Annotated in this window: 20 protein-coding genes; 9 read left to right on the top strand and 11 right to left on the bottom strand. The window is 66.4% G+C overall.

The window, feature by feature from the left end:
- The first annotated feature begins 33 nt into the window (after positions 1 to 33).
- Positions 34 to 354 (top strand): hypothetical protein, encoded by a 321-nt coding sequence (locus tag IAQ70_RS04135; RefSeq protein WP_190988045.1) that lies wholly within the window; start codon positions 34 to 36, stop codon positions 352 to 354.
- 4 nt (positions 355 to 358) lie between these two features.
- Here the strand turns inward: IAQ70_RS04135 and IAQ70_RS04130 are convergent, their stop codons facing one another.
- The 3 genes from IAQ70_RS04130 to IAQ70_RS04120 are packed head-to-tail and all read right to left on the bottom strand — an operon-like array spanning position 359 to position 2,594.
- A complete protein-coding gene (locus IAQ70_RS04130) occupies positions 359 to 742 on the bottom strand; it encodes a DUF1622 domain-containing protein (protein ID WP_190988044.1) in 384 nt (127 codons plus the stop codon).
- Positions 743 to 802: 60 nt separating this feature from the next.
- Positions 803 to 1,663: an SDR family oxidoreductase gene (locus tag IAQ70_RS04125; protein ID WP_190988043.1), complete on the bottom strand. Its 861-nt coding sequence runs from the start codon at positions 1,661 to 1,663 to the stop codon at positions 803 to 805.
- A gap of 4 nt (positions 1,664 to 1,667) precedes the next feature.
- The gene (locus IAQ70_RS04120) at positions 1,668 to 2,594 is read right to left on the bottom strand and encodes an MSMEG_6728 family protein (protein ID WP_190988042.1); all 927 of its coding nucleotides are present in this window, start codon (positions 2,592 to 2,594) and stop codon (positions 1,668 to 1,670) included.
- A gap of 166 nt (positions 2,595 to 2,760) precedes the next feature.
- Between IAQ70_RS04120 and IAQ70_RS04115 the strand changes: the two genes are divergently transcribed.
- Positions 2,761 to 3,351, top strand: coding sequence for a hypothetical protein (locus tag IAQ70_RS04115; protein ID WP_190988041.1), 591 nt, complete (start codon positions 2,761 to 2,763; stop codon positions 3,349 to 3,351).
- 130 nt (positions 3,352 to 3,481) lie between these two features.
- Here the strand turns inward: IAQ70_RS04115 and IAQ70_RS23150 are convergent, their stop codons facing one another.
- Together IAQ70_RS23150 and IAQ70_RS04105 are read right to left on the bottom strand one after the other, a co-directional pair.
- On the bottom strand, positions 3,482 to 4,144 hold the full coding sequence (locus tag IAQ70_RS23150) for a transglycosylase family protein (protein ID WP_190988040.1): 663 nt from the start codon (positions 4,142 to 4,144) through the stop codon (positions 3,482 to 3,484).
- Positions 4,145 to 4,357: 213 nt separating this feature from the next.
- Positions 4,358 to 6,919, bottom strand: a complete 2,562-nt coding sequence (locus tag IAQ70_RS04105; protein ID WP_190988039.1) for an excinuclease ABC subunit UvrA — start codon at positions 6,917 to 6,919, stop codon at positions 4,358 to 4,360.
- 81 nt (positions 6,920 to 7,000) lie between these two features.
- On the opposite strand from IAQ70_RS04105, the gene IAQ70_RS04100 reads away from it, so the two are divergent.
- The 4 genes from IAQ70_RS04100 (at position 7,001) to IAQ70_RS04085 (ending at position 10,178) form a co-directional block, all read left to right on the top strand.
- Positions 7,001 to 8,017, top strand: a complete 1,017-nt coding sequence (locus tag IAQ70_RS04100; protein ID WP_223858872.1) for an adenosine deaminase — start codon at positions 7,001 to 7,003, stop codon at positions 8,015 to 8,017.
- A 238-nt stretch (positions 8,018 to 8,255) separates the two neighbouring features.
- Positions 8,256 to 9,197, top strand: a complete 942-nt coding sequence (locus IAQ70_RS04095; protein WP_190988037.1) for a pullulanase X25 domain-containing protein — start codon at positions 8,256 to 8,258, stop codon at positions 9,195 to 9,197.
- A 130-nt stretch (positions 9,198 to 9,327) separates the two neighbouring features.
- Entirely contained in the window at positions 9,328 to 9,873 is a 546-nt protein-coding gene (locus IAQ70_RS04090) for a YceI family protein (protein WP_190988036.1), read from the top strand.
- Between the two features lie 5 nt (positions 9,874 to 9,878).
- The gene (locus tag IAQ70_RS04085) at positions 9,879 to 10,178 is read left to right on the top strand and encodes an acylphosphatase (protein WP_190988035.1); all 300 of its coding nucleotides are present in this window, start codon (positions 9,879 to 9,881) and stop codon (positions 10,176 to 10,178) included.
- Here IAQ70_RS04085 and IAQ70_RS04080 read toward each other — a convergent pair.
- The 4 genes from IAQ70_RS04080 to IAQ70_RS04065 all read right to left on the bottom strand — a co-directional run bounded on the left by IAQ70_RS04080 (position 10,165) and on the right by IAQ70_RS04065 (position 18,386).
- The gene (locus IAQ70_RS04080; protein WP_317983570.1) at positions 10,165 to 11,400 is read right to left on the bottom strand and encodes an MFS transporter; all 1,236 of its coding nucleotides are present in this window, start codon (positions 11,398 to 11,400) and stop codon (positions 10,165 to 10,167) included. The two genes, IAQ70_RS04085 and IAQ70_RS04080, sit on opposite strands and share 14 nt — an antisense overlap.
- Positions 11,401 to 11,442: 42 nt before the next feature.
- Positions 11,443 to 15,153 (bottom strand): TM0106 family RecB-like putative nuclease, encoded by a 3,711-nt coding sequence (locus IAQ70_RS04075; protein WP_317983576.1) that lies wholly within the window; start codon positions 15,151 to 15,153, stop codon positions 11,443 to 11,445.
- A gap of 308 nt (positions 15,154 to 15,461) precedes the next feature.
- Positions 15,462 to 16,658, bottom strand: coding sequence for a TerC family protein (locus tag IAQ70_RS04070; protein WP_190988034.1), 1,197 nt, complete (start codon positions 16,656 to 16,658; stop codon positions 15,462 to 15,464).
- A 36-nt stretch (positions 16,659 to 16,694) separates the two neighbouring features.
- A complete protein-coding gene (locus IAQ70_RS04065; protein WP_190988033.1) occupies positions 16,695 to 18,386 on the bottom strand; it encodes a RecQ family ATP-dependent DNA helicase in 1,692 nt (563 codons plus the stop codon).
- Positions 18,387 to 18,618: 232 nt separating this feature from the next.
- On the opposite strand from IAQ70_RS04065, the gene IAQ70_RS04060 reads away from it, so the two are divergent.
- A complete protein-coding gene (locus IAQ70_RS04060) occupies positions 18,619 to 20,946 on the top strand; it encodes an FdhF/YdeP family oxidoreductase (RefSeq protein ID WP_190988032.1) in 2,328 nt (775 codons plus the stop codon).
- Between the two features lie 13 nt (positions 20,947 to 20,959).
- On the opposite strand, the gene IAQ70_RS04055 is transcribed toward IAQ70_RS04060, so the two are convergent.
- Together IAQ70_RS04055 and IAQ70_RS04050 are read right to left on the bottom strand one after the other, a co-directional pair.
- On the bottom strand, positions 20,960 to 21,304 hold the full coding sequence (locus IAQ70_RS04055) for a DUF6457 domain-containing protein (protein WP_223858765.1): 345 nt from the start codon (positions 21,302 to 21,304) through the stop codon (positions 20,960 to 20,962).
- A gap of 68 nt (positions 21,305 to 21,372) precedes the next feature.
- Positions 21,373 to 22,347 (bottom strand): aldo/keto reductase, encoded by a 975-nt coding sequence (locus IAQ70_RS04050; RefSeq protein WP_190988031.1) that lies wholly within the window; start codon positions 22,345 to 22,347, stop codon positions 21,373 to 21,375.
- Positions 22,348 to 22,504: 157 nt separating this feature from the next.
- Here IAQ70_RS04050 and IAQ70_RS04045 point away from each other — a divergent pair, with 157 nt between their 5' ends.
- Together IAQ70_RS04045 and IAQ70_RS04040 are read left to right on the top strand one after the other, a co-directional pair.
- Positions 22,505 to 22,852 carry a GNAT family N-acetyltransferase gene (locus IAQ70_RS04045; RefSeq protein ID WP_190988030.1) on the top strand — a complete coding sequence of 116 codons (348 nt, stop codon included), beginning with the start codon at positions 22,505 to 22,507 and terminating at the stop codon, positions 22,850 to 22,852.
- 76 nt (positions 22,853 to 22,928) lie between these two features.
- Entirely contained in the window at positions 22,929 to 24,308 is a 1,380-nt protein-coding gene (locus tag IAQ70_RS04040) for an MFS transporter (RefSeq protein WP_190988029.1), read from the top strand.
- Positions 24,309 to 24,318: the final 10 nt, after the last annotated feature.

The following is a 24,318-nucleotide window of genomic DNA, read 5'->3' as shown; positions in this document are numbered from 1 at the left end:
TCGGGCGTGCCTGGTTTCTGCAAAGGTGGCTCCATGACCTATTTCCTGGAGTACACCATCCCTGCCGCCGCCGACGACGCCGAGTTTGCCTTTCCCCACGACGAGATCAACACGGGGACTACTATCCCCCTGTCCGAGAGCGGCGCCGAGATCGTCCACACCCCGGAACTGCCGGCCCGGACCGGGATCATCGGCGCCACCGTGCCCGAAGCCAAACTCGAGGCGGAGCAGCTCATCCTTCATAGCCGGGCAGCTGAGGGCAGGCTGTACTTTGACCCGTCCAACTCCGTCCAGACCGGAGTGGGAAACCTCGTGGCCACGTTCTCTGAGGGGAGCGGCTGGACGGACGCCTGAGGCCTCAGGCCTGAGCGGCCGCCGGCTGCCCGGTTTCCTTCTGCCACGGCCAGCGTCCGGTGATTTCCAGTTCCAGCGAGAAGCTCAGGAACGTACGGATCAGGACGATGATCGCCAACACCCCGACGCTCTCGAAGGTGGGCGTCACGGCCACTGTGCGGATGATGTCGGCGGCCACCAGGAGCTCAAGGCCCAGCAGGATGGACCTCCCCAACAGCTGCCGGTAAGCGCGATACACAGTCAGCTTCTCGGTCCCGGGTGGCAGCTTTCGCGGCTGGTAGCCGCGCAGGGCCATAGGAATGGACACAACAGCGCCGATAACCATCACGGATACCCCGGCCAAGTCCATGAATTTGCCCACGGCCTCGATGATCTGCTGGAAATCCACCCTGCTCCTCGTCTGTAACGTGCCTGTCACCCCGTGGAAGAGGCGCCTTAGGACAGCAGCCTACGGGTGGCGGACCCCAGTTCTCGCCAGGACCTCCCGGTAGCCCCCACGGAAGGTTGGATAGGCGAACTTGAAACCCGTGGAGCGGAGCAGCGCGTTGCTGCAGCGTTTGTTGCCGCCGCGGGCCTCGCCGGCCGGCCCGGCCAACGGTTCGGGATACCCCATCTCGCCGGCAAGGAACCGCAGGACGTCCCCCAGGTCTGCCGGATCGTCGTCCACGCCAACATAAACCGGTGCGGGGTTGGCGGCCATCGAAGCCAAATGCACGATCGCGGCAGCAGCGTCGTCCCGGTGGATTCGGTTGGTGAACCGAGGCTCGTCGGGAATCACGGCGGTGCCGTTGCGGACCTGGTCAATCAGGCGCGTCCGCCCCGGACCGTAGATCCCGCCGAGCCGCAGCACCACAGGTGCCGAAGCGGTGCCGCGCAGCCGCGAAAGCAGGAGTTCCTCAGCCTCGCGGAGGACGCGCCCGGAGAATCCCCCAGGCGCCGCCGTCGTACTCTCATCAACCCAGCCGCCGGCAGCGTCCCCATAAACCGCGGTGGAGGACACAAAAAGCACCCGCCTGGGCGTAACGCCGTCGCGCTCCAAAGCGTCGAGGACGTGCGTTAACCCGTCCACGTACGCGGCCCGGTACGCCTTTTCCGTGGGGGAATCGGCGGCAACAGCGACGACGACGGCGGTAGCATCCGCCGGGATAGGCGGCAGGTCGGTGCCGCCCACGTCAGCCGCCACGCCTTCGATCGCCGCCGGCAGCTTTTCCGGCGAACGGCGCCAGCCCACCACCCTGTGCCCTGCGGCGGCGAACCGCAGCCCGGCCTCAGTTCCCAAGTCGCCGCAGCCGGCCAGGAGAATTGTCACGCGATCAGGGGGCGAGAACCGAAGGAGCGGGAACCCGGAAGAACACGCGCGGATCCTGCAGCAGTGCGGGGTAATCGAACGTGGACCGGTCGATCACTTCGGTGACGCTGAAGTTGCGGCCGAAACGGCCGTCGTCAAGCGTAATGGGCCGGCCAAGGACCTGTCCCACGGCGAACTTGCGACCGTCCTCGAACGACACGGCAACGGTGGTTTTGCCGGGCAGCGTGGCGAATGCTTCCTCCTGCGCCTGGCGCTTCCGCGTGGGCTTCTTGACGAGCTTGGGAGGCAGTTTGCGCGGCTGCTTGGAGGGGCGGCGCGACCCGTCATCAAGGTAAACGGGGGAGTAACCGTCGGCCGCCGGGACAGCAGCGCCGGCGTTGGCACGCCGGACCGGCGGTAGCGCCACGGTATCCAGCTTCTCCGGATCAACGTCGGTGTGCGCGTCGCGGAGGATCCACAGGAAGTCGTCCTCGGGGTCGGCCGGAAGGAATTCGTGCTTGGGCTCCGGCCAGATGTAGTCGATATCCAAATCGGCGTCCAGGAACACCGACTTGTAGAACTTCGGTTCCTTGCGGAGCAGTTTCGCACGGTGGCTCAGGTGGAAGTCAGGGTTCCCAAGCCACTCCGGCATGGGAATCTTGGCGGCATAGTCCGGGTGGGCTGCCTGGGGCGCGAACTCGGTGATGTTGGCGCGCGTGTTGTCTGCATGGCCGCGGGTGGTCCATTCGTCCACCATCGCCAGGCCGTACATGGTCAGGGCCGGCACGTGGCCCATCCACATGCGGACGGCGGGGTGGGTCTGCCAGCCGTACTCGGGAATCACCAGAGCCCGGAGGGTCTGCAGCGCCTCGACACGCTGTTTGCCAAGCCGGGCGGTGTCCAGTGCTGCGGCGCTCTGCCGGAAATCGGGGTACGGAAGGAAGGTTTGCATCCCTTCAGTCTGACGGCACGCGGCCTATGTGCCAATTGCAGTGCCCGCCGCCACACGGAGCGCCCCGGCGGCCGGCCCGTGGTGTTCACATGGTGGACCAGTGCATACATCGGGCGCCGTTACCCACTAAGATCACCGAAACGCCCCACCGTCCAGGAAGCCCCCCATGACAATTTCACTTGAAACGACCCCCGGTCCATCGTCGCATTTCAAGCCCAAGTTCGGGCAAATGTTGGGCCCGGAGGCCAAGGGCATCCTGATCCTTGATGAATTTACCCTCGACCCGGCCGAAGCGCGGAAAGAGCAGCACGGCTTCCGCGCCGCCATAGCCTCCGTAGCCCTGACTCTTCGCCGCATCGTTGCGCTGCGAGTGGTGATTGCGCTCGTAGCCATCGGCAATTTGCCTCTGTTCCTGCTGACGAGCGGCATGTGGATCTATGCCGTCTCCCTCACCCTCGTGGTCGCCGTCCACTTGGCCGTTTCCTGGCTCAACAAGCACGAACCCAAAGTTCGCCAGCGCCAGCTGCTGGAACTTCACCTGCACCGCGAGAAGAGCGCCAACTACCGCAAAGTCCGCGACGCCGTGAAGTACATCATCGACACTCCCAGCCGCATGAACGAGCACCTCTACCTCGAACTGCTTGCTGCAAAGCGCGTGGCACTGAACGTAGCCCACGGCACGGTGGCGCTGCTGGACACCAGCGACGCCGGCGCCTGGAAAGTGCGGATCGTGCGGGAGATCCCGACGGCCGCCTAGCCGCCAAGCAGCCAAACAACTGGACAACGGACGACGCCGGAGCTCCCCTAAGCGGGGCGCTCCGGCGTCGTTGTTTTGCTGCTTGGCCGTTCCCGGGGCGGGGGAAAGGGGTCCCGGGAACGGGTGGCCGCTAAGCGGGGAGCTGGATGACCTGCCCGGCGAACACAAGGTTCGGGTTCGCGATGGTGTCCAGGTTGGCGTCCGCCAGCTTCTCCCAACCGCCCTCGATGCCAAGCTTGCTGGCAACGATGCTGAGGGTGTCGCCCGCTTCCAGCGTGTAGGTCTCGCCGCTCAGTGCCGGAGGGGCGGCGTGCTGCGGTGCCGTTACATCATCTGCAGGAGCCTGAACATCGCCCTGGGTGACGGGGGCCTGGGTCACCGGAGCCTGGGTGACTGGTGCGCTCTGGACCGGCACGCTCTGCGGTGCGGCCGCCGTCGCCCCGCCCCCGCCGCTCAGGCCAAGCTGGGCAGCGCAGGCCGGCCAGGCTCCCCAGCCCTGCGAGGCCTGGACCTGTTCGGCCACGGCGATCTGCTGCTCGCGGCTGGCGGCGGCCGCGGACCCGGTGCCGCCGTGGGCCGCCCAGGTGCTGTCGGTGAACTGCAGGCCGCCGGAGTAACCGTTGCCGGTGTTCGTGGCCCAGTTCCCGCCGCTCTCACATTGGGCCAAGGCGTCCCAGGTTCCGCCGTCGGTGGCCGCGTTGGCCCCTGTGGCGGACAGTGCAAGTCCGGCCGCTGAGATGGCGGCAACGGTGACTCCGCGGCGCGCGGCAGTACGGATGGTGGTGTTTTTCATGTGATGCTCCTGAAGGCCACCGGCGCTCGGTCCGTCCCCGGAGGTTATCGCGCCACTGCCCGCCCCTGACAAATAGAGGTCAATTTTCGGTGTCTGCCGGCCGGGCAGTTCTGGTGGAGGCAGCACCGGGCATTCATTTCACCCGCATGTCGGGCTTGCATTTCACGCTAGGACATCCAGCGGCCGTTATCAAACCGAAATGATTTCTGGTGATCAGCTGGTGGCTTGCTGGCGGAGCGCTGCTGCCAAGTAGGGCGCGGTGCGGCCTTGGCTGGAACGTGCGACGGCGGCCGCGGTACCGGCAGCGACGATCCTTCCGCCCGCATCGCCACCCGAGGGGCCAAGGTCGATGACCCAGTCGGCGCCAGCCACCACGTCCATCTCGTGTTCCACCACCACCACGGTGTTCCCGCTGTCCACCAGGCCATGGAGCTGGGTCATCAGCAGTTGGACGTCGGCGGGGTGCAGTCCGGTGGTCGGCTCGTCCAGAAGGTAGAGCGTGTGTCCGCGCCGGGCCCGCTGGAGTTCGGTGGCGAGCTTGATGCGCTGGGCTTCGCCGCCGGACAGTTCGGTGGCGGGCTGGCCGAGCCGGAGGTAGCCCAGGCCCACATCACGGAGACTCTTGAGGCTGCGGGCCGCCGCGGGAATGTCGGCCAGGAACCCGGCAGCGGCGTCAACCGTCAGGCGCAGGACCTCGGCCACGTTCTTGCCGCGGTACGTCACTTCAAGGGTTTCCGGGTTGTAGCGTGAACCGCCGCACTCAGGGCACGGGCCGTAGCTGCCGGGAAGGAAGAGCAGTTCCACCGCGACGAAACCCTCGCCCTGGCACGTCTCGCAGCGGCCGCCGGCCACATTGAAGGAGAACCGGCCGGCGCCGAATCCGCGTGCCCGGGCCTGGTCCGTGGCGGCGAACTCCTTGCGCACGGCGTCAAACAGCCCGGTGTAGGTGGCCAGGTTGGAGCGTGGCGTCCGTCCAATGGGTTTCTGGTCCACGGTAACCAGCCTGTCGATCCGGTCCGTCCCGCTGACCGTCCCCACCGTCAACGGTGCTGCGGGATCTGCCTCGTCCGGTTCGGTCTCCGCCGCCGGATGGTTCCGCATGCTGGAACCCACCACGTCGGCGAGGACACGGCTGACCAGGGTCGACTTGCCCGAGCCGGACACGCCTGTGACTGCCGTCAGGACGCCCACCGGGAAACGGGCATCAAGGTCCTTGAGGTTGTGCTGGCTGATTCCGGTCAGTTCCAGCCAGCCGTCGGGTTCGCGGGCGTCCCCGCGCGCGGCCGGCAAACGTGCGCCGGACGCGCCGCCGGAAGCGCCGTCGTCGAACAGGAACGGGCGGGTGACCGACTCCGCAACGGCAGCCAGGCCGGCGACGGGCCCGCTGTAGAGAACCTCGCCGCCGCCTTCCCCGGCGCGCGGCCCAACGTCCACCAGCCAGTCGGCCCGGCGGACCACATCCATGTTGTGTTCCACCACGAAGACCGAGTTGCCTGACTCCTTGAGCTGGTCAAGGACGGCCAGCAGCGGCTCGGCGTCGGCCGGGTGAAGGCCTGCGGAGGGTTCGTCCAGCACGTAGATCACACCGAACAGTCCGGACCGGAGTTGGGTGGCGATCCTCAGCCGCTGCATTTCGCCGGGGGAGAGGGTGGGGGTGGAGCGGCCCAGGGCGAGGTAGCCGAGGCCCAGGTCCAGCAGCACCGTGATGCGGTGCAGGAGGTCGGCGGTGATGGCGACGGCCACCTCGTTCTCCTCCCCGGACGACTGCCGGCGGGACGCGGTTCCGGCGTCCTTGAGGCCGGCCGTGGGGCGGATGATCTCGGCAAGTTCCACCATGGGTGCGGCGTTGAGTTCGGCGATGTTCCTGCCGGCGAAGGACACCGCGAGAGCCTCGGGCCGAAGCCCGGTTCCGCCGCAGCGGGGGCAGGGCCCGGATTCCATGAACGCCAGCACGCGCTCGCGCATGGCAGCGCTCTGCGAGTCCGCCAGGGTGTGAAGGACGTAGCTTTTGGCGCTCCAGAACCGGCCCTTGTACGGCTTGGCAACACGGTCCCGTTCGGGCGTGACTTCGACGACGGGCTGCTCCTCCGTGAAGAGGATCCAGTCGCGCTGCTTCTTGGGCAGCTTCCGCCAGGGGACATCCACGTCGTAGCCGAGGTGGCTGAGGATGTCGCGAAGGTTCTTGCCCTGCCAGGCGCCCGGCCACGCGGCGATGGCACCGTCACGGATGGTCAGGCCGGTGTCCGGCACCAGGGAATTCTCGCTGACCGTGTGGGCCACTCCCAGCCCGTGGCATTCCTGGCAGGCGCCCGCCGCAGTGTTCGGTGAGAAGGCGTCGGAGTCCAGTTGGGCCGCCCCCTGCGGATAGGTTCCCGCCCTCGAGAACAGCATGCGCAGCGAATTGGACAGCGTGGTCACCGTCCCCACGGTGGAACGGCTGCTCGGTGCGCCGCGGCGCTGTTGAAGCGCGACGGCGGGCGGGAGCCCGGAGATCATCTCCACCTTGGGATTGTGGCCCTGTTGGATGAGGCGGCGTGCGTAGGGGGCTACGGATTCGAAGTAGCGGCGCTGGGCTTCGGCGTAGATGGTCCCGAATGCCAGTGATGACTTTCCTGAGCCGGAGACGCCTGTGAAGGCCACGATGGAGTCGCGGGGAACATCCACGTCCACGTTCCGCAGGTTATTCTCGCGGGCTCCCCGGACCCGGACGAAGCCGTCGGCGAGGTGGCCGGAAGTGTGAAGGATAGGATCGTCAGCCTGCTGAAGGTTCCGCATTGGTTCGACTCTAGCCGTGAAGCGGCGGGCGGGCGATATCCTGAGCCGATGGACAATTACCCGGATGCTGCCGCCGACCCGATGCCGGAATTTGAGGTGCCCGAGACCGAAGAAGCGCCGCAACTCCTGCCTCTTGCGGAACTGCACCTGCACATTGAGGGCACGCTGCAGCCCGAGCTGATCTTTGAGCTGGCGGAGCGCAACGGCATGGCACTTCCCTATTCAGGCCTTGAAGAGTTGCGGGCGCTGTATGAATTCAGCGACCTGCAGTCGTTCCTGAACCTGTACTACGCCAACATGGCCGTGCTGCGGACTGAGCAGGACTTCGCCGACATGACCCGCGCCTACCTGGCCCGGGCCGCCGCTGCCGGCGTCCGGCATGCCGAGATCATGATGGACCCGCAGGCCCACATCTCCCGCGGCGTCAGCCTGGAAACCTGCGTTAACGGTGTGGCCTCGGCCCTGGCCACGTCGGTGGAGGACTACGGAATTTCCACCCTGCTGATCGCAGCGTTCCTCCGCGACCTTTCCGAGGAATCGGCGCTGGAGGTCCTGGACGGCCTGCTGGCCATGAACGCGCCCATCGCAGCCATCGGCCTGGACTCGGCCGAAGTGGGCAACCCGCCAGCCAAATTTGAGCGGCTGTTCACGAAAGCCCGCGAAGCGGGTCTGCGGCTCACCGCGCACGCGGGCGAGGAGGGACCGGCGTCGTACATCATCGAAGCGCTGGACGTCCTGGGCGTGGAGCGCATCGACCACGGCATCCGCTGCATGGAGGATCAGGACCTGGTGGAACGCCTCGTGGACGAGCGGATTCCGCTGACGGTCTGCCCGCTGTCCAACGTCCGGCTCCGGGCCGTGGACACTCTGGCGGACCATCCACTGCCGGCAATGCTCGCCGCCGGGCTCAATGTTTCCGTCAACTCGGACGATCCGGCCTATTTCGGCGGCTACGTGGATGACAACTTCGCCCAGCTGCAGGCAGTGTTTGAACTCTCTGAGTTCGACAGGTCCCGGCTCGCAGCCAACTCCATCCACTCGTCGTTCGCCTCCGAGGAGCGGAAGGCCGAGCTTCTTGACGAGTTGAACGGCGGGTAGCTATGGCCCGAAGTGGTCGCTAAACTGGGATTCGCGCGCGTCTGGGAAGTGGGCGGCGGTTCCCGGAAGAGCGGTCAAGGGTTGAGAAAACAGCCCATTAGCCGAGACTCTTGCCTCAGTTCCGCTGTAATCGACGTCATAGTCGGTCACGACACGCAGAGTTAACCATTTCAAGTCGTGCGATTTAATACGGTCTTGGCAAGATGCCTTAAGACAGATCGCTTCACTAAGGGGAATCATGGCCAAGTCCACCGCAGAAAACACTTACCTTCGACTCAAGACCGTGCTGGATGTCCTGACGGAGGGCACGTGGAACGGCGAGGCGCGCAACGCCGGTGAGGTCCTGGCGGAAGCCACCGCCCGCGTGCCCTTCACCGAACATGAAGCCGCGCTGCTCAGCGGCGGCATTCCCCGCGGCCACAAGACCCTCACCTCCGCCACGGCCAAGCTGGTCAAGGCCGGCTGGCTGGTCAAGGGCCGTTCCGGCTGGACCATCAGTGAGGACGGCATGCGCGCCACGGTCGCCTTCGCGGATGCGGATGCCTTCGCGGCAGCGCTCGACGCCGGGACTCCCGTCCCGGCCGACACCCCGGTTCCCGCCGCTCCCGCCGTCCAGAAGGCTCCCGCCAAGGTGGCGGCCGCCAGCAAGACCTCCGGCGCGAAGGCAGTGGCCGCTGAGGCCCCCGCGAAGAAGGCGCCCGCCCGGAAGGCCCCAACCAAGAAGGCTGCCGAGGCTGTGGGCAAGGCCGCGAAGCTGATCGAGGAAGCCGTGGAGCCGGTGGTCAAGGCCGTGCGTTCGCGCAAGGCGCCCGCCACGAAGGCCACGGCTGACGGCGCTGCGTCGGAGCCGCTTGAAGGCCCGGATGAGGAAACCTTCCCGCAGCCCGAAGCCGTGGCCGTGGCCGGCGATTTCAACACCTTCCTGGGTGCCCCGGAGAACTGGGCGCCGCAGTATGACGAGTCGCAGATGGACTTCGACTTCAGCTCGCAGCTATGGACGAAGAGCACCGAACTGCCTGCCGGCCACTACACGTTCAAGATTGCGCTGAACCGCTCATGGGACGAGAACTACGGCGCGTTCGGCACGTTCGACGGTCCCAACCACGAACTGCACCACGACGGCGGCACTGTCACCATCCGCTACAACCACCGCACGCGGGACATCACCATCAACAACTGATAGCGGTAACTGCTGCCCGCGGTGGTCCGGGCGGCGCATTCTCTGGACAAAATGTCCTGAGTGAAGCAGTGTGGGAACCGGCTGTACCAGCCGGTTCCCACACTTTTTCCCAGCACAAGGAGATGCAAAAGTGACCCTTCCCTCAGGCCTGACACCAGGCGTCTGGAACCTGGACATGTCCCATAGCGAAATCGGCTTCACGGTCCGCCACGCAGGCATCAGCAAGGTCCGCGGCCGCTTCACGGATGCCTCGGCGGAAGCCCGCGTTGGCGAATCCCTGGCCGATTCTTCACTTCACGCCACGGTCAAAACCGCCAGCTTCGAATCCGGCGACGCCAACCGCGACGGGCACGTCAAGGGCCCGGACTTCTTCGACGTGGAGGAATTCCCGGAGATGACGTTCCGCGCCACCTCGGTGGAAGGCGACGGCGAGGACTACACGCTCACCGGCGATCTCACCATCCGCGGCATCACCAAGCCGGTGGAGTTGGAAGTCGAATTCACGGGGGTTGCTGTTGACCCGTTCGGTGCCACCCGCGCGGGTTTCTCCGCTGAAACAGACATCAGCCGCAAGGAATTCGGCCTGACCTGGAACGCGGCGCTGGAAGCCGGCGGCCTGCTGGTCAGCGACAAAGTCAAGATCAACGTCGACGCTGCGCTGGTCAAGCAGGCCTGAGTGCCATGACCACTGGAAGCCCCCAGCGGGGCGGTGATATCCGGCTCTCTGCCCGCGTCTTCGGCGTGGTGCAGGGAGTCGGATTCCGTTTCTGGACCATGGGCAAGGCTGACGAGCTTGCGCTCAGGGGCGTGGTGAAGAACCTCGACGACGGTTCCGTGTCGGTGGTTGCCGAAGGGCCGCAGGAGCAGGTGCACCAGCTCCTGGACTGGCTGAGGTCCGAGAACGCCCCCGGGCGCGTGGAACGGGTGGAAGAGGCCATCTCGGCCGCCGACGGGTCCTTCCGGGACTTCAGGGCCCGCTGACGCGTTCCCGCGGGCCCGGCGGGTAGGCGTGGCGCCTGCCGGCCAGGATCAGCACAAACGCGATGGCTGCAGGGATGGCCGCTGCGACAGGGATCAGGACAGGTCCGGCCACGGTCAGGGCGGCGGCGCCGAACATCGCTCCGATGGTGATGCCCACCTGGATGGTCAGCACGGTCAGGCCGTTGGCGGCGTCCCGGTATTCACCGCCCGCCCGGAGGATGGCGGACTGGTTGTAGATTCCCATGGCGCCGATGCCTATGCCCCACACGAACATGAGGAGCAAGGCTGCCGGCAGTGCGAGGTCTTGGACGGCCGCGCCGCCCAGCGCAAAACCTGGCAGGGCGGTTCCCACCAGGGGCAGCAGCAGCAGCGCGGCCACAACGCCGGCAACGGTGATGAGGTGCCAGCGCCGCGGCTTTGAATCCACGGTGATGCCGGCGATCCAGATGCCCACCAGACCGGCCACGCCCAGGATGCTGATGGACAGCGGAATGCTGAAATCGGGGAGCCGGACCTCGCGCAGGAACGGGGCAATGTAGGTGAACAGCGCGAAGTGTGCCATCAGCATCAGCGGCCACCCGACGGCAATGGTTTTCACCCCGGGCTGGCCGATCGCCTTCCGGAGCGACGGGCGCGGAGCATCAGGGATGCGCCGAACCGGTGGAAGCAGCCACCCGGCCAGGAGGGCCAGCAGCACGCCGGAGGCAGCCAGGACCACGAAAGCCGAGCGCCAGCCGAGGAGGTTGCCGAGAGCGGTACCCACCGGGGCGCCAATGGCCAGGCCCAAACTGTTGCCGCTGAAGACGATGGCCAGGGCCTTGCCCACTTGGTGGGCGGGGACAATCCGGGCCACAAACGGGGCCATCGCGGACCACAGTAGGCCGTGGGCGATGCCGCCCACCACCCGCGAACCCATGGCGGCGCCGAAGTCGGAGACCACCGCCACCAGGGCGTTGCTCGCGGCGAAGGTCAGGATCAGGGCGATGAGCAGGAAGTGCCGCGGAATCCGCGCCAGGGCCATGGACAACGGGATGACGGTGATGACGATGATGGCCGCGTAGCCCGCCGTCAGGTAGCCGGCCGTTGCCTCCGAAACCTTGAAGTCAGCGCTGATCTGGGGCAGCAGGCCTGACGGCAGGAGCTCGGTGGTGATGGCCGTGAAGCCGATGGCAGCAAGGACGGTCAGGGCGCCGACAGGCAGTTTGTTGGTCTGGGATGTCACCCACTGAATTTACCCTGTTGACGGCTGCCTGAGCGTTGAGGGTTACCCGCGTTGGTGGCGTCCTGCGCGTTGATGGCCGCCTGGGCGCCGGCGGCCCGGGCCGAGGCCAATGAAGGCGCCGAGCTCCTCGAGTACAGCGGGTTTGGACGGCATGTAGTTGGTGAGCTCGGGCGAACGCACTATCACCGCACGCCATTGCCCCCGCGACACGGCCACGTTGATCCGGTTCCGGTTCAGCAGGAACTCGGCCCCCCGCGGTGCCTCAGCCACCGCGGAGCAGGCCATGGAGACCACCACAACCGGCGCCTCCTGGCCCTGGAACTTGTCCACCGTGCCCACCCGGACGCCGGACAGGCCCGCCAGCTGCAGTTCGTGCCGGATCAGCTGGACCTGGGCGTTGTAGGCGGCCACCACCAGGATGTCCTCGGCAGTCAGCGGCCGGGCGGGTTTGTCCCCTCCCGGAATCCACTTCAGCCCGATGTGCCGCTGCGCCTGCCTGACCACTTCGGCTGCCTCTTCCGGGGAGGACGTGGTGTTCCCGCTGTGCGCCACGAACGCGGTTTCGACGCCGGCCGGCAGCTCTGCCAGGCTCCGCAGCGAAGCAGCGGGCGCCGCTTCGAGCTTGCCGTCATAGCTGAGCACGGACACGGCGCGGCACAGATCGGGATGCATGCGCCAGCTGTCGGCCAGGAAGTAGCCCAAATTTTCCGGCAGGGTGGCATGACCGGCGGCGAGCCAGCCCAGGGCCGACTCGTCCACCGGCTCGGGGTGTGAGCCCTGGGTGACCTGCGGCAGCTGCTGCGGATCGCCCAGGAGCAGGAGGCGTTTGGCGGAGCGGGCCACGGCCAGGGTGTTGGCCAGCGAGAACTGCCCGGCCTCGTCAATCACCAGCAGGTCCAGCGATCCGGCGGGGACTGATTTGCCGGTGAGGGTCCAGGCGGTGCCGCCAATCAGCGCGCCGCCGGGGGAGGCGAGGAGGGCCGCGACGTCGTCGTCCTTCGTCTGGCGCCAGGGCACCGCGTGTTCGGTGACGATCTTCTTGGCCACGCGGGCGGGATCCACCCCGGCGGATTCGATGGCGGTGCACAGCATGTTTTCCACTACCGCATGCGACTGCCCCACCACACCGATTTTCCAGCCCCGGGCCACCAGCCTGGCAATGACGTGGGAGCCCACATATGTTTTGCCCGTCCCGGGCGGGCCCTGCACGGCGAGGTACGAATGATCGATATCCAGCAGCGAGGCAGTGATCGCACCGACGTAATCCGGCGCGCCGGCGCCGTCGGCTTCGGGGCTGCCGTCTCCGACAGGGGCGGGGCCGGGGAGTGAACGGAAGCGCGGCGGAAGCTTGCGCAGGATGTCCACGCCAGGATGCTTGGGGAGCGACGGAACAGCGGCCCCCACCTCCTCCGCGAGTTCCGCCAGCGCGGCTTCGATGCTGGCGGTGCGGACCGGCTGGTCCTCGGTGAGGGCCACCGGGATGTGCGGGTACGCCGGGACCTTGCCGGTTTCCTTCTCCTCGATGGTGATGATGCTCTGGCCGGCTATCCGGGGGTGGTCTTCCACTGCTGTCACGAGGGTGCCGAAGGTGAAGCCCCGGCCGCTGGTTCCGGACGTATCCTCCAAGCCGTCGGGGAGCGGGGAATCATAGAGCCGGCACCAGGTGCTGCCCGGCTTGAAGTCGGAGCCCTCGCTCATGGTTCCGGTCAGCCTGAGCGTGCGCGTGCGCATCCGCACCGTGGGCTTGGCCAGCGCCCACTCGGCCACCACCTCCGCTGTGTCCACCACAAACACGTTGCGGTGATCGGACCAGAGGTCGATCTCGGCTTCGGTGCGGTCGAAGTGTTCCCACCAGAACTGCTTCCTTTCCCGCCGGTGGTACCCGGTGGCCGCGGCCACCATCGCAATGGCGCGTTCGTCGTTCGTCCAGGGCCGGGTGTCCGGGAGGCCCGCCAAATACTCCTGGAGCCTGAGCTCGCCGGGTGTGGGCTGCGGTTCTTGAACTTCGGGCCGGAGCGGGGCCGGTGCGCCGCCGTCGTGCGTTTGCCCTGTTCCCGGGCCCGCGGCGGTGTGGCCCGGATCGTGAGCAGGAGCAGAGTCCCGCAGTTCCAGCAGCCAGTCCCGCAGGCGGAGAGTGGAGAGGCAGTCGTACTCGTTGTAGTCGGAGATCGAGGCGAGGATCTTCGCAGCTTCCGCGGCGTCGCCGCCGTCCCGGGCCGCGCAGTAGGCGGCGTAGGCCACCACGGAAGCGCCTGCGTCCTTCACGTCTCCGGAGCGAAGGTTGTCCCCCATGTACAACGGCTCAAGCTTTTTGATGGAGTAGGACGGCTCGGAGATCCTGAGCGAATGCCGGGCCGTGGCGTAGAGATCCACGAGCACCCCTTCGCGGAGCCAGTTGTCCACGATGTCCTCGCCCGCCAGATGCCGCACGGACAGGTTCCGGAGGGCCGATTTCTCGTAGGCGGCGTAGTGGTAGACGTGCATGTCCGGAAACCGCGCACGGCGCTCTTCCACGTACGCCAGGAAGTCCAGGAAGGCCTGCCGTTCCCCGGAACGGGAATGCGCCCAGAAGGGCCGGAACACGGGGTTGCCTGCGGCGTCATCCCGCCTGGCAGCTGGTCTGCCTTCCTGCCTGTCATTTGCCGGGCTGTCTCCTGCCGGAGCGGAGGGTGCCTCGACCACGCCGAAGAGGTACTCCAGGCCCCACTGGCTGGTGGCGGGGTCCTGCCACAGCGGATCGCCCTCGAAGTCGAAGAAGATGTCGCCGGGGCTGGGCGCCGGAATGCCGGCCAAGGCATTCTCCGGGAGGACCTTGAATGCGACGGTGTGGTCTTCGCCGTCCTTGGTGAAGGTGCGGGAACCGTCCGGCAGGTCCCGGCCCAGCTGCATCCGTGCCTGGTCGCGGAGCCGCACCACCGAACCTGAGGCCTTTCCCGGAGGGAGGTCGGCCAGTGCGTCGATCGTGGTGATGCCCTCGGCAATGAGCTTCTTGCGCCGAACCGTGGTCATGCCGCCCACCATGAGGAGGTCGCGGTGGGCCTGGACCTGCTCGGCGCAGTAGTTGCACCGGCCGCAGTAGCTGATGCCGGTTTGCTGCCACTGCACCGCCGAATCCTGCTCCCGGTGGGCGGCGGTCAGGTCGCGGAAGCGGTCGCGGCGCTCGCGGAAGACGGGCAGCAGGTCAGGCAGGGAGTGGTGGCTCCGGACGTAGTCGCCGGCCACCACGGCACCCAGGACCAGGGTTACCCGGGGCGAGGGTTCCAGGCCCATGCCGATGAGTTGGTCGCCGTACGCTGCCAGTTGCAGAAGTGCCCCCACCTTGGCATGCCGGGCAAGCTTGGTGTCCCACACTTCGTAGCGGCCGGGGTTGCCGGTGCCGGCGGCCTCATTGACGATGAAGTCCGCGTAGCCCAGGAACTCGCCGTCGAAGAAGGTGGCCTGGAAGACGACGTCCGCCCCGGCCCGGAGGGCAAGCTCGGTTTCGGCCTGTTTGGCCAGAAGATCCGCGCGTGTGTTGTCGCCGCGGTCAATGGAGTAGACCCCGGCACCGCGGCCGGCATCCCAGGTGCCGTACTGCTGGATGAGGCCGGCCAGCACCTTTTCCTCGTGCCGGTCACCGAGTTTCCCGGCCCGGCGCTGCATCTCATCCTCGGGAAACTGCGCTTTGGGGGAGCGGCCCAGCTTCTCATCCAGGATGCGGAGCGTACGGTATTCGCACTCGCTGGCGGCAACAAGATCGCTGGCGGAGAACACCAGGTCCTGCGCCGCGCCCCGATGAACGCTGACGCCTGGAACGCTGACGCCTGGAACGCTGACGCCTGGACCGCTGACGACTGGAACGGCACTGGCAGGATCGAGCAGAAACACTGGGCCTCCCCATTGATTTCCCTGTCCGGAGGAAAGCTCCACCGGCCATGATTTGAATCTATCAACAGGGACTGACAACGCGGGGTCCACTCAATGCCCCTCCGAGGCCTCCCGAAGGGCATTGAGTGACCCCACGTTTAAGGCGCGTTGCTTTAAGGCGCGTTGCTTTAGCGCATTGCTTAAGGCGGGCTGATTTAGGAGTCCGCGGCGCGGACCTGGGCTTTGTCATGCTCGGCGTGGGCGCTGCGGAGGAGGTCCATGAACTCGGTTTCGTTGCGGACCAGCCGCTTGTACTTCTCCGGCAACTTCCGGATCTGGTCTTCCTCACGGACCATCTTCGCGAAAATCCGGTCCCGCTCCAGGATGTCCGTTTCGTAGTTCAGGTCAAGGTACTCAACAGCGTGCCGCCTGGCGCCGGACACCGCGTTCTTAGCCTTGCCCTTGGGGCTGAAGATGGAGGCCAGGATGGTGACCCCCAGGACTCCCAGGATCACCGTCAGGGAGACGCCGGTGCTGACTTCCACCACGTTGACCGGCTCACCGTCGTTGATGAAGGGCAGGTTGTTTTCGTGCAAGGCGTGCAGGATGAGCTTGACGCCGATGAAGCCCAGAATTGCCGCCAGGCCGTAGGACAGGAAGATGAGCCGGTCCAGGAGTCCGTCAATCAGGAAGAACAGCTGGCGCAGGCCCATCAGCGAGAACGCGGTGGCGGTAAAGACGATGAAAACGTTTTGCGTCAGCCCGAAGATGGCCGGGATGGAGTCCAACGCAAACAGGAGGTCGGTGCCGCCAATCGCCACCATCACCAGGAGCATCGGGGTCAGGACACGCTTGCCGTTCTCCATGGTGAACAGCTTGTCGCCGTCGTAGTGTGCCGACGCCGGGAGGAAACGTTTGGCGAGCCGGACCACCAGGCCTTCGCTGTCATCGTCGTGGCTATCCGGTTTGAGCAGGTTCCCGGCGGTGATGAGCAGGATCAGGCCGAAGATGTAGAACACCCAGGCGAAGCTGTTGATCAGGGCTGCGCCGAGGAAGATGAAGGCCGTGCGGGCGATCAGTGAGAAGACAATGCCGAACAGCAGCACCTTTTGCTGGTCCGCGCGGGGCACCTTGAAGCTGGCCATGATGATCAGGAAGACGAACAGGTTGTCCACGGACAGGGCCTTCTCCGTGACGTAGCCGGCGAAGTATTCGGTGCCCATGGTGGTACCGCCAAACATCAGCACACCGAGGCCGAAGATCAGGGCGATGCCCACGTAGATGGAGGACCAGATGGCCGACTCCTTCAGCGAGGGCGTGTGGGCCTTCCGCACATGGAAAAAGAAATCGAAAGCCAGCAGGCCAACGATTCCCGCGATGGTCAGGGTCCAGACAAGGGAGGAAACTTCCACGTTGGGGCCTTTCGTCGGAGTCTTCCTCCAGCGTACCTAAGCGGGCTTCAGGAGTTTTCGTTTCGTGACGGCCTCGCGGGAGAGCGTTTTGTAGCCTTCCCGCTCAAACAGGACAGTGATCACGTCATCCTCATAACGCATCACCAGCCCGGCTCCCCACTTCTTGTGGGTCACGGAGGACTGGACCGGGAAGGGAAGATCTGCGACATCGCGGGCAGCGCCGCCGTCGTTATTTCCAGCCTGCGGCTGCGACGCCCCCTCGGTGCAGGAATCGCAGTTGCCGCACGGCTCCGGGAGGTCCTCGCCGAAATACCCCAGCAGGACCTGGCGCCGGCAACCATCCGTTTCGGCGTAGCCGCGCATCATCTGGAGGCGCGATTCGTCCACGCGCTGCCGCGCTTCAGCCAGTTCGACGGCGCGCTGCACCAGTGCGGCCGGCTTGGCTGTGGAGATGAGCCGGACGCCGCGCTTGCCGGAGCTCACCGCACCCGCCTCCTGCAGCTGGTTCAGGAGGCCCGTCATGCGGCGCGGCCTGAAGCCGGTCAGCTCGGCCAGTGACGAGGCGAAGACAGGTCCGTCCGCCGTGCGGAGGGCCTTGAGTACGGCAAGCAGGGCCTCCGGGTCCGGACGGTGGGTGCCGAAGAACTTCCGAAGTCCCAGGTCCTCGGCCCGGTAGTGCAGAACGGCAGACGCAGGCTCCCCGTCCCGCCCGGACCGGCCCAGCTCCTGGTAGTAGGCGTCCAGTGATTCGGGAATGTCGGCGTGGATCACAAACCGAACGTTGGGCTTGTCGATGCCCATCCCGAACGCCGTGGTTGCCACCACCACATCCAGCCGGTCGTCCATAAACAGTTCGAGGACGCGTTCGCGGTCCGCGGCGGAGCGGCCTGCGTGGTACGCCTCGGCGCGAAGTCCCTGCCCGACCAGTTTCGCGGCGTACTTCTCGGTGTCCTTGCGGGTGGCGGTGTACAGCAGGCCGTGTTGGCGCGTGCCGGTGCCTGTGCTGTTACTGTCGACGAAGGCAAACACCTGCTCCACCACGGCGCGGCGTTTTTCCTTCTCCTCGTGATGCCTGACCACATCGAGCATGATGTTGGGCCGGTCGAAGCCGTGAACCAGGACGAGCGGGTCCTTCATGCCCAGCCGTTCCGCGATCTCCTCCCGCACCGGTGGGGAGGCTGTGGCCGTCAGCGCTGCCACGGGCGGGTTGCCGAGCTGTTCCCTGACGGTGCCCAGGGTGAGGTAATCGGGGCGGAAATCGTGTCCCCAGGAGGAGACACAGTGGGCTTCATCCACCACAAACAGGGCCGGGCGGGCAGCGGCGACGCGCTCCACGGTTCTCTTCTTCGCCAGCTGCTCCGGCGCCAGGAAGAGGAAAGCGGCCATGCCCGACTCCACTTTTTGCCAGGCGTCCTCCACTTCCGCGTCGCTGTGGGCGGAGTTGATCGCGACGGCGGCGCCCTCGCCCAGTGCCTCGGTGAGGCCTGCGATCTGGTCCTCCTGGAGCGCGATCAACGGTGAAACCACGACGGCGGGGTGCCCGGTCTCCCGGTGGAGGTGGACCGCGGCCACCTGGTAGATCGCGGACTTGCCGTAGCCGGTGGGCATCACGGCAAGGACATCACGGCCGTCCGCCAGGGCTGACATGCCCGCGAGCTGGCCGTCGCGGAGCTGAGGGAGGGAGAAAGCGGAGGAGGCAAGCGCGCTCAGCGCAGGTTTCTCGGGCATGAAGGCAGCTCCGGGGTGGTGGGTCCTGCGGCCGCTTGCTTCAGCCGTGGTGACAAGCCTACGCGAGGTGGCCTCCCGCCGTCGTCCGCCGTCTGAAACACCCCCTCCCTGCGCGCGGCCGGGCGGCTCCTTTCCTTGACTTCCGGGACGCCCTGAACAAGTGTGGAAGAGACCCGTACCATTCTGAGTATTTTCGTGTTGACGGTGTCAGTTCGACTAAGGAGAGTGCAGCGTGGCGCGTAAAAACCCGAAGGTTGAAGAGGTCAACGAGGCTGATATCGAGGTCACCGGCCACCCCAAGTCCTGGGCCGCCGGCGTCCCCGGCGTCTACCACTCCATGGAGCCGGCCCTGAAGCACATGGGCGCGGGCCGGGCCGGGAAGACCCTGCTGGCGTTGAACCAGAAGGACGGCTTCGACTGCATGAGCTGCGCATGGCCCGACCCGGACCACCGCAAGACCTTTGAATTCTGTGAAAACGGTGCCAAGGCGGTCACCTGGGAGGCCACCCCGGTGCTGGTCGGCCCCGAATTCTGGACCGAACACCCGGTGAGCGAACTCCGGGAACGCTCCGAGTATTGGCTGGGGATGCAGGGGCGCCTCACCACGCCGGTCCACAAGGCCGCGGGTGAGGACCACTACCGGCCAGTCAGTTGGGACCGGGCGTTCACCATCCTCGCGGACAAGCTGAAGTCCCTGCCCAGCCCGGACCAGGCCACCTTCTACACCAGCGGCCGGACCTCGAACGAGGCCGCCTTCCTGTACCAGTTGTTCGTCCGGGCGTACGGCACCAACAACCTGCCGGACTGCTCCAACATGTGCCACGAATCCTCGGGCTGGGCCATGGGGCAGACCATCGGGATCGGCAAAGCCACCGTCTCCTACGACGACTACGCCAAGGCGGACCTGATCATCATCATGGGCCAGAACCCGGGCACCAACCACCCGCGGATGCTCACCGCCCTGGAAGAGACCAAGGAGGCCGGCGGCGAGATTGTGGCGATCAACCCGCTGCCGGAGGCCGGGCTGCGCCGCTACAAGAATCCGCAAAAGGTCAAGGGCATCATCGGCCACGGAACCCAGATTGCGGATCAGTTCCTGCAGATCCGGCTCGGCGGCGACATGGCACTCCTCCAGGCTGTCTCCAAGCGCGTGCTCGACGCCGAAGCCAGGAATCCCGGCACCGTGCTGGACCATGCCTTCCTGGCGGAGCACTGCCACGGGCTGGAGGAGCTGAAGGCGCACCTCGCCGAACTGGACGAGGCAGCCGTCCTCGAGGCCACCGGGCTGCGGACCGAGGAAATCGATGAACTGGCGGAGCGCTACCTGAAGGCCGAGAAAGTGATCATCACCTGGGCCATGGGCATTACGCAGCACAAAAAGGCCGTGCCCACCATCAAGGAGATCATCAACCTCCTGCTGCTCCGCGGCAACATCGGCAAGCCGGGCGCCGGCGCCTCGCCCATCCGCGGGCACAGCAACGTCCAGGGTGACCGGACCATGGGCATCTGGGAGCAGATGCCGCCGTCGTTCCTGGACGCGCTGGGCAAGGAATTCAGCTTCGATCCGCCGCGTGAACACGGTGTAGACGCCGTTGAAACCATCAGGCAAATGCGCGACGGCGGGATCAAGGTCTTCGTCGGGATGGGCGGCAACTTCGTGGGGGCCATGTCGGACACGCAGACAGCCATAGCTGCGATGGAAAACACCGAGATGTCCGTTCAGATCTCCACCAAGCTCAACCGCTCGCACACCGTGACCGGTGCCGAGGCGCTGATTCTGCCCACTATGGGCCGCACCGAGATTGACCTGCAGGAATCGGGGCCGCAGTTTGTGTCCGTGGAGGACACCGTCTGCGCTGTCCACGGCTCACACGGCGCCGTCCCGCCGGTGGCACCCGGGCTGCTGTCCGAGGTGGCCATCATCAGCAGGCTCGCCCAGAAGGTGGTGGGTGACCGGGTCAACGCTGACTGGGCCGGGTTCGAGAAAAACTACGACCTCATCCGCGACCACATTTCCCGCGTGGTCCCCGGGTGCGAGGACTACAACGGGAAGATCCGGCAGAAGGGCGGCTTCGTGCTGCCGAACGGTCCCCGGGACTCGCGCACATTCGAAACCCCGATGGGGAAGGCCATGCTGACGGTCAACCAGCTCGAACACGTTGAACGGCCGGCCGGCACGCTGATCCTGCAGACCATGCGTTCCCACGACCAGTTCAACACCACCATCTATGGCAACAACGACCGCTACCGCGGTATCCGGAAGGGCCGCGAGGTGGTGTTCGTCAGCCCGGAGGACCTGGCCGGGCTGGGGCTCAGCGACGGGCAGCGCGTGGACATCCACGGCGTGTACCAGGACAACGTGGAGCGGGTGCTGCACAACTACCGGGTGGTCTCGTACCCCACCGCAGCGGGCTGTGCGGCCGCGTATTACCCCGAAGCCAACGTCCTTGTTCCGCTGGACAGCGTGGCTGAAGGCAGCCAGACGCCCGTGTCCAAGGCCGTGATCGTTCGGCTGGAGCCAGCCAAGGCACACGCGCCGGAGGCCGTGGCCGCAGGCTGAGCCACCGAAGGAGCTACTGCGCGCTGTGCGTCCAGCCTTGAGCGCCGGGTTCCGGCTGGGGATTCGCCTGCTGGCGGGCGTCCGCACAGAGGCTGAACGCGACGTCGGCCGCTTTGGTGATGGACGCCGTCGAGGCTGCCTTGGAACCGGCGCTTCCCGTGCCGGCCTCGAGCGCGGCGGCGTAGCCCACCAGGAACGCGGTGATCGGGGCTGCTGCGTGCGTCACGGAATCTGCGGATTTCCGGGCCAGCTCAAGGATCAGCTCCTGGTCCACCTTCAGGTCCAGGATCTGCAAGGCCTGGGTCAGCTTGTGGGTCCACTGCTCCAAAATCCGGGCTTCGTCGTCGTTCTGGGCCATGGTGGTCTCCTTCGTGGGGCGGGTAGGTGGGGCGGGTAGTGGGACGGGTTCGTGGGCGCCGGCGGCTCTCAGGTGTCGATGGTGGCCATGTTGGGGTAGCGGGCCCCTGCGGTGGCCCCGGCAGGCGCCAGTTCATCGAGCAGCTGGAGGTCCTCCGCGGTGAGCTCGACGCCCACTGCGCCCAGGTTCTCGGCGAGCCGTTCGCGCCTTTTGGTGCCGGGGATCGGGGCGATGTGCCGGCCCTGGGCCAGCAGCCAGGCGAGGGCGAGCTGGGCGGGGGTGCATTGTTTCTGGCCGGCCAGTTCTTTCACCCGGTCCACGAGCTGCAGGTTGCGGGCAAGGTTTTCGCCCTGGAACCGGGGTGAGTGCCGGCGGAAGTCATCGGCGGCGAAGTCGTCAGCGGAGCGGATCTGGCCGGTCAGGAAGCCGCGGCCCAGCGGGCTGTAGGGCACAAAACCGATCCCCAGCTCCTCGAGCACCGGAAAGACTTTGGTTTCAGGTTCGCGTTCCCACAGTGAGTACTCGGTCTGCAGCGCGGTGATCGGATGCACGGCGTGGGCTCGTCGGATGGTCTCCGCCGACGCTTCGGACAGGCCCAGATGGCGGACCTTCCCTGCTTCGACCAGCCCGGCCATGGCCCCCACGGTGTCCTCGATGGGGACGGTTTTATCCACGCGGTGCTGGTAGTACAGGTCGATGTGGTCCACGCCCAGGCGCCGGAGGCTGGCATCGCAGGCGGCGCGGACGTAGTCAGGATGGCCGTTGATGCCCACCCAGGAGCCGTCCTCACGGCGTTCGTTGCCGAACTTCGTGGCCAGGACGACGTCAGACCGCCGGCCTGCGATGGCACCGCCCACCAGCTTTTCATTCGTGAAGGGCCCGTACATGTCCGCGGTGTCCAGCAGGGTCCCGCCGGCGTCAAGGAAGGCGTGGATGGTGGCGATCGATTCCTGCTCGTCGCCGGTTCCGTAGAACTCGCTCATGCCCATGCAGCCCAGACCCAGGGCGGAAACGGTGAGCGATCCAAGCGTGCGGTTTTCCATGCGGTTCTCCTTTGCGGCGGAACTGGCTCAACGGCCTGCCTTTCCGCAAGCCGGATGGTGCACCGTAGGCCACTATAGGCACGTTGCGTCAGGGGTCACAACAGGTTCCCGCAGCGGCGTTAGGGTTGAGGAAAGCCAGCAGCGAAGGAGAATCCCCTTGAGCGACATCACCATCAGCAACAATCCGGACCGGGAGCGGTTCGAGGTCCGGGATACCGGAAAAGTGGTTGGGAAGGCCTGGTACAAGGCGTACGACGGCGAGGTCCCGTCGCAGCGGATTTTTTATCACACAACGGTCACTGAGGAATACGAGGGGCAGGGACTGGCAGGCAGGCTGGCTCAAGTGGCGCTGGATGAGACAGTGGCAGCGGGCCTGCGGATCGTCCCGGTCTGCCCTTTCATCAAGAGCTACATCGCCAGGCACCCGGAATATGAGGCAAGTGCCGTGGCCATCACGCCCGCGCATCTGCAGTTCCTGGACAAAGTACTGGCTGCCCGGGCCTGACGTCCTTCCCGGCTGAGACCGTCCGGCGCCCGTCATCAAATCGCGCTTCCAGCAGCTGGTGGAGCAGACTGTTTCCGTGAGCAACCAACCCCGGACCCGGCTGGCTGTCGCCGGCCTCAGCCTGGGCACGGCGCTGAACCCGCTGAACTCCTCCATGATCGCTGTCGCCCTGGTGGTGCTGCGCGCGGACTTCGGGCTCGACGTCGCCACGGTCACGTGGGTGATCACCTCCTTCTACCTCAGCTCCGCTGCCGGCCAGCCGCTGATGGGCAAGCTCGCGGACAGGTTCGGGCCGCGGCGGATGTTTTCGCTCGGCATGGGACTCGTGGCCGTGACCTGTGCCCTGGCGCCCTTTTCGCCGAACTTCGCGCTGCTGTGTGTGGCCCGGGCCGTGATGGCGTTGGGCACCGCCGCGGCTTACCCCAGTGCGGTGGTGATGGTGGGCGTTATGGTCCATCAGTCCGGCACCGCCCAGCCGGCCGGCCTCAGATCCTCCCGGCCCTTGGGGCACATCCAGATGGCCAACACGTCCGCGGCGGCCGTGGGCCCGGTCATCGGTGGCCTGCTGGTGGGCTTCGTCGGCTGGGAGGCGCTGTTCCTCATTAACGTGCCGTTGGCGTTGGCGGCGCTGCTGATCGTACGGCGGGCCGCTCCTGCCGACGCGGCCCGGGAACGCGGCAGCTTCGCCGCGCTGGTGCGGGATTCGGATATCCCGGGAATCCTGGGCTTCGTCAGTTCCCTGCTGCTGGTGATGATGGCTCTGCTCGACGTGGCGCCGGGGTACCGGTGGCTGCTGTTGGGCGCCGGTGCCGTGACGGCGGCGCTGTTTGCCTGGCGTGAACTGCGTTTCAGCCCGCCGTTCCTTGACCTGCGGCTCCTCGGCAGGAACCGGCCACTGATGCTGGTGTACGTGGGCTTCGCCGTGTTCAACAGCGTCTACTATTTTGCGTTCTTCGGCCTGCCCCAGCTGCTGCAGGAGTCAGGCGGCTACGAACCAGGCCTGGTAGGTCTGCTGATGCTGCCGCTGGCCGCCGCATCCGTCGTAGCCACTCCCTGGGCAGTCCGGGCGATGGGAAGGTTCGGCGTGCGGCGGGTGCTGATTGCCGGCGTCGTACTTCTTGCCGCGGTGGCCGCCCTCATGTGGCTCCTCACCCAGTCACTGGCCATGCCGTTGGTCCTGGTTCTTACTGCCCTCATGGGTGTTCCGTTCGGGGCCGTGAGCATCGCTTCGAACCAGGGCATGTTCGTCTCCACCCGGCCGCAGGAACGCGGCGTTGCTGCCGGAATCTTCCAGACGTGCCGCTACCTGGGTGCCATCACGGCCACCGTCCTGATCGGCGTGTTCGCAGCCGACGGCGTGGACCAGCAAAGCTGGGGACTGATGACCGTAACCATGCTGATCCTCACGGCGGCGGCCTTCGCCGTGACGTTGATGTGGCGGGAACGCGCGGACTAACAATTGCAGT

This window comes from Pseudarthrobacter sulfonivorans (genome assembly GCF_014712225.1).
GTDB lineage: Bacteria > Actinomycetota > Actinomycetes > Actinomycetales > Micrococcaceae > Arthrobacter > Arthrobacter sulfonivorans.
The sequence above is the reverse complement of the archived record's forward strand: the minus strand, read 5'-3'. Positions and strand labels throughout refer to the sequence as shown.